The 4,988-nt window shown below is 63.7% G+C and carries 3 protein-coding genes; 1 reads left to right on the plus strand and 2 read right to left on the minus strand.

Features of this window, described 5'->3' with window-relative positions:
* Positions 1 to 1,190 (minus strand): molybdopterin-dependent oxidoreductase (locus tag VLE48_02385; protein HSA91832.1); only part of this gene is annotated, 1,190 nt, incomplete at its 3' end.
* 245 nt (positions 1,191 to 1,435) lie between these two features.
* On the opposite strand from VLE48_02385, the gene VLE48_02390 reads away from it, so the two are divergent.
* Positions 1,436 to 2,809 (plus strand): FAD-binding oxidoreductase, encoded by a 1,374-nt coding sequence (locus tag VLE48_02390; protein HSA91833.1) that lies wholly within the window; start codon positions 1,436 to 1,438, stop codon positions 2,807 to 2,809.
* 114 nt (positions 2,810 to 2,923) lie between these two features.
* On the opposite strand, the gene VLE48_02395 is transcribed toward VLE48_02390, so the two are convergent.
* Positions 2,924 to 4,810 (minus strand): lipase maturation factor family protein, encoded by a 1,887-nt coding sequence (locus VLE48_02395; GenBank protein HSA91834.1) that lies wholly within the window; start codon positions 4,808 to 4,810, stop codon positions 2,924 to 2,926.
* Positions 4,811 to 4,988 lie beyond the last annotated feature (178 nt).

Below are 4,988 nucleotides of genomic sequence, written 5' to 3' on the forward strand. Positions count from 1 at the left end.
TCGCGGCTCAAGCCGCGCAGCACCGCGTTCTGGTCCGGCACCGTTGCTGCCGGGTTGCAGTTGTATATGAACAGCGCCTTCACCGGCGGATCGAGCTTGCCGTTCAGCAGCTCGCCCAGTTGCGTCATGTTCAGCTCGCGCGTCTGCCACTTCACATCGCCCAGTAAGCGCACGTTGTCCAGCTTTCCCGCGCCGCCATTGCTCAGCGTGTACCCGCCGCCGCGTACTCCGAACTTGCCCAGCAGCGCCGGCATGGCCATCACCGCGGCCATCGCCTGTCCCGCATTTCGGTTGCGCTCCACGCCCCATCCCAGACGCAGCAGCGCGGGCGAGGTTTCCGCCCACTTGTCCGCCAGCGTGCGGATGTCGTCCGCCGGAACACGCGCCGCCGCTGCCGCCCGCTCCAGCGGCCATTCCCGCGCCGCTTCGAGCAAGGTCTCCAGGCCCCGCGCATGTTTTGCGAGGAACTCACGGTCGAAACAGTTCCGCTCTTCCCAATGGCGGATCATGCCCAGCGCCAGCGGCAGATCGGCGCCCGGATACACCGGCAAATGCAGGTCGGCTTCCGCTTCAGAGAAATTCTGGGTCGGGTCCACCGTGGCGATGAACGCGCCGCGCCGCTTGGCCTCGCGCAGGAACGGCACCAGATGGATGTTGCTGGCCTTGGGGTTTGCGCCCCATATCACGATGAAGCGCGCATCGACGAAATCTTCAAACGCCACGCCCGGCATCTTGCCGTACATGCCCAGCGCGACCTCGGTAGCGTGCGCCGCGCACAGCGTGCGCGCCAGCCGCGACGCTCCCAGCCGCGCGAACAGCAGGTCGTCGAGCGTGCCGTCCGTCATCCAGCCGTTCGACCCGCCGTAGTGATAGGGCAGGATGGCTTCGCCGCCCCACACGTGCTTCACGTCAACGAACCTCGCCGCAATCTCGGCAATCGCCGCGTCCCACGTGATGCGCTCGAACGTCCCCGAGCCCTTGGGCCCGGTGCGCCGCATGGGATAGAGCAACCGTTCGCCGCTGTATACCCGCTCGCCGAACCGCCGCACTTTCGAGCAGATGAAGCCGCCCGTCACCGGATGGCCGTCGGCCGCGCCGATCGAGGTGATCTTGCCGTCTTCCACGGTCACGCCCAGCGCACACGTATCCGGGCAGTCCAGCGGACAGGTCGTCTTCAGAGTCTCAGGCATGATTCACAGGCTCGCACCATTGTACGTCCGCCCCAAATTGCACATTACAAATTAGAAATTACAAATGCAAAAGGGCCATCTTGCGGGTGGCTGTTGGCCCCGGTGTGCAAGGTTCTTGGCGGGGAGAAATGCGGATGCGGGCCCGGGTCGGGTCGCATGGCGTGATTCGCACGCGATGGACAGACTGCTGTACCCCATTTGTGATGATGGATTGAAAGTGTGAAACTGACTACGAAGGAGGTGAAGTGCCCGGTCAGACAATCTTGCTCGACCTCGAGGCCCGGATTGCCGGAACCGTGATTCGTCCTGGCGCCCCCGGTTACGACGATGCTCGATCGGTTTGGAATGCGCGCATCGATCGTCATCCTCAGGCCATCGTTCGCTGCGCGTCGGCGGACGATGTCATCGCCACTCTTGCCGCGCTGAAGGGAATCGGCCTCCCCGTCTCCGTCCGCAGCGGCGGGCACGATTTCGCAGGAAAATCGGTTTGCGACGGCATCGTCATCGATCTTTCTGCAATCGACTTCGTCGAGGTCGACCCCGAGCATCGTCGCGCCCGCGTCGGCCCCGGCGTCAGGTGGGGAAGATTCGACCGCGAAGCGCAGCGCCACGGACTCGCCACCACCGGCGGAACCGTTTCCACGGTCGGCATCGCGGGCTTCACCCTGGGCGGAGGCACGGGCTGGCTCTCCCGCCGTTTCGGGCACGCGCTCGACAATCTCCGTGCCGCAGAAGTCGTACTGGTCTCAGGACAGCGTGTGCGCGCCTCGGCCGATGAGAATCCCGACCTCTTCTGGGCCCTGCGCGGAGGCAGCGGAAACTTCGGCATTGTGACCGCCTTCGAGTACCAACTTCACGAAGTGGGTCCCAAGGTGCTGGGTGGGCAGATCATCTACCCATGGTCCGCGGCTCATGAGGTTCTTCGCTTTTTCCGCGACTTCATGCCCTCGGCTCCTGATGCCTTGCAGTGCTATCCCTTCACCTTCACGGCGCCACCGATCGATCCTTTTCCGAAACAGCTTCACGGAAAGAGCGCCATCTCGCTGATCCCAGGCTGGACGGGACCGATCACAGAAGGTGAACGGGTCGTAGATTCTTTGCGGAACTTTGGATCCCCTGCCGTGGACACGGTGGGCGTGCTCGATTACGTCGCGCTGCAGCAAAGCTTTGACGCCGGACTGCCGAAAGGATTGCGTTGGCTTTCCCGCGCCCACTATCTGAATTCACTCACCGACGAAACCATCGAAACCGTTGTTACCCACACCGAATCCATCCCAGGCGCGTACACCTCCGTTTACTTCGAACCTTATGGGGGCGCGGTGGCACGCATCGCCCCGGGCGCAACTGCATTTCCACATCGCCATCCGGCGTTTGGATTTCACATCCTTGCGGGATGGGCCGACCGGGCCCAGGACGAAACCAATTTTGCTTGGGTGAACTCGTTCAACCAGGCAATGTCGAAACACGTGACCGGCGGTGTCTACGTGAACCTGCTCTCCGACGATGAGGCGGAAAGAGTCCCCGCCGCCTACGGCGAGAACTTCTTCACTCTGCGCGACATCAAGAAGCGCTACGACCCCGAGAACTTCCTTCACTCCAATCAGAATATTCCGACATGATATGGGTAGCCGTATGAAGACGACTCTCCAGGTTACCGCCGCTCTCTTCCAGCAGGCCGGTCGGCTGGCGCGGCGCGAGCACACCACCCTGAAAGCCCTGGTTCCAGCTCATGCTTATCGCCTGTCGCTGCCCTCTCTCAGCGCGATCTCCGGCACATACACGCCTCTCAGGTCCCGGCTCCACCACGCCCCCGTCTGACGCCGTTCTTCGGGCGTGGTGAAGCGATACTCATAGAACCGGGCCCGCACGAACTTGGGCGGCTTCTCGGGAAACGGATTCTTACCCAGCAGAGCCAGCACTTCCGGCCTCCCCTCCAGCAGGCGGACCATCAGGCGGATGACCCAGGGATGGTGGCGCGGGCTGCCCAGCGCGGCGAACCACATCTGCCAGTCCAGGCGCGGCTGGTGCGGCTCCACCCAGCGCGGCTGTCGCATCACATCTCCCGGCTTGTACTTGAATTCGTACTCCTGCCATACAACGCCGTCGTTCGAGCCTTCCAGCACGATCTCGCCCCGCGACGTGGTCATGATCGCGAACAGCCCGTAGGTGTTCACCACCCGGAAGGGATACACGCGCATCAGCAACGCATAACCCGTTTCTGACTGGACGCGAAAGAACATCTCTGCCAGCTCGTACCCGCTCACCAGCAAAACGAACGACGCCACCAGCGACCCCACCACCATCTTCCATCGCGACACGCCATGATTCTCTCCGACCGGCACGCCACCCGATTCCCGTAGCGCACTAGGCTTTAGCCCCTGAGGCAAAACTCGCGCCGGCACCCACCGCCCGATCAGCGCATCGTCCAGCAGGAACAGGCACAGCGCCACCGTCAGCAGGTTGAAAAAGGTGTAGTTCCCGGTGACGAAAATCAGCGCCTGCAACCCGAGGCTCACCAGCGCCGCGAAGTGCCGGATGCTGCGCGGCGCGAAGAACAGAAACGGCACGGCCAGCTCCGCCGCGAACATCGCCACCGCTTCCAGCTTATGGAACTCGAGCGGGAGCTGGTGCATGTACCAGGCCGGCAGCGTGGGCAGCGGCTGGGTCTCGTAGTGGTAGCGCAGCGCGGCCAGCGCCCGCCAAGCCGGGTCTCCGCTCAGCAGCTTCACCGCCCCGGAAAGGAAGACCAGGCGGAAAAGCAGCCAGCGGAAAAGCCAGCGCGTCACCTTCCCTACATCCAGGAAAATGGCCAGGAATCCGGCCTCGAGCAGCAGCGCGTCCCACTGGAAGTTCATGAAGTCCTGGCCCGCGGTCGCCAGCGACAGGTACAGCCCAAACAGCGTCAGGCACACCACGCCACGAGCCGATGCGCTGATCCTTCCTGTGCCGCCCAGAAAGAACAACAGGACCGCCAGCATGACTCCGGCCACACATACGGCTTCGAGCGCGCGATCGCTCGCGTCCAGCCAGAACACCGTCGGCAGCGCCCAGTAGGCTCGCGCTCCCAGTGCTGCCTGCGCCTGCGGCAGCAGTTCTGCGACCGGCAGCACGCCGTGCTCCCCAATCAGCCCCGTCACCTGCACGCCGAAGGACGCGAAGGCGATTGCATAAATCGCCGCCAGCGCGCGCAGAAAAAGCCACGGTCCCAGCGTGAATCTCTGCGGCCGCAGCGGCACTCCCCACAGCAGCTTGGTCACGCGCAGCGCCAGCGGCCGATGCCGCGCCACCCATCCGTAGAAGGCTTCGGTGAGCGGCTCCGCCAGCGGCACGTGCTCGTACGCCCACAGCATCCAGCGCTTGCCGCGCACCGGCTCCAGCAGCGTGAACACCGCCTCGGCGCCCCGCAGCACCCGGCCGTCCGGCTCAACCAGGGTCACGGCAGCGGCAAAATCCTCGCGCGCCACCTGCGGAAACCGCTCCCCCACCTCCTGGAACGCCACGTACTCCACGCGCTCGCCGGTGAGCGGCTTCCAGTACTCCACCCAGGCGCGGCAGAATCCGCACTCGCCGTCGAACACCAGCACCGGCCGCGCGGTGCCGCTTTCCAGATGCAGGCTCATGGACCGACCAGCATACGCCGGAATCCGCCTTGCTCCTCTCGGAGCAAAGAAGTAAGGAAAGAAGGAATCAAGTGAAGGAGGGGACAAAACGAAAAGAAAAGAAAAGAAAAGAAAAGAAATGGCTCCTCAGGTAGGACTCGAACCTACAACCCTCCGGTTAACAGATGCCGGCAATGGT

The sequence above is a fragment of the Terriglobales bacterium genome (assembly GCA_035454605.1).
Classification (GTDB): Bacteria; Acidobacteriota; Terriglobia; order Terriglobales; family Acidobacteriaceae; genus DATMAB01.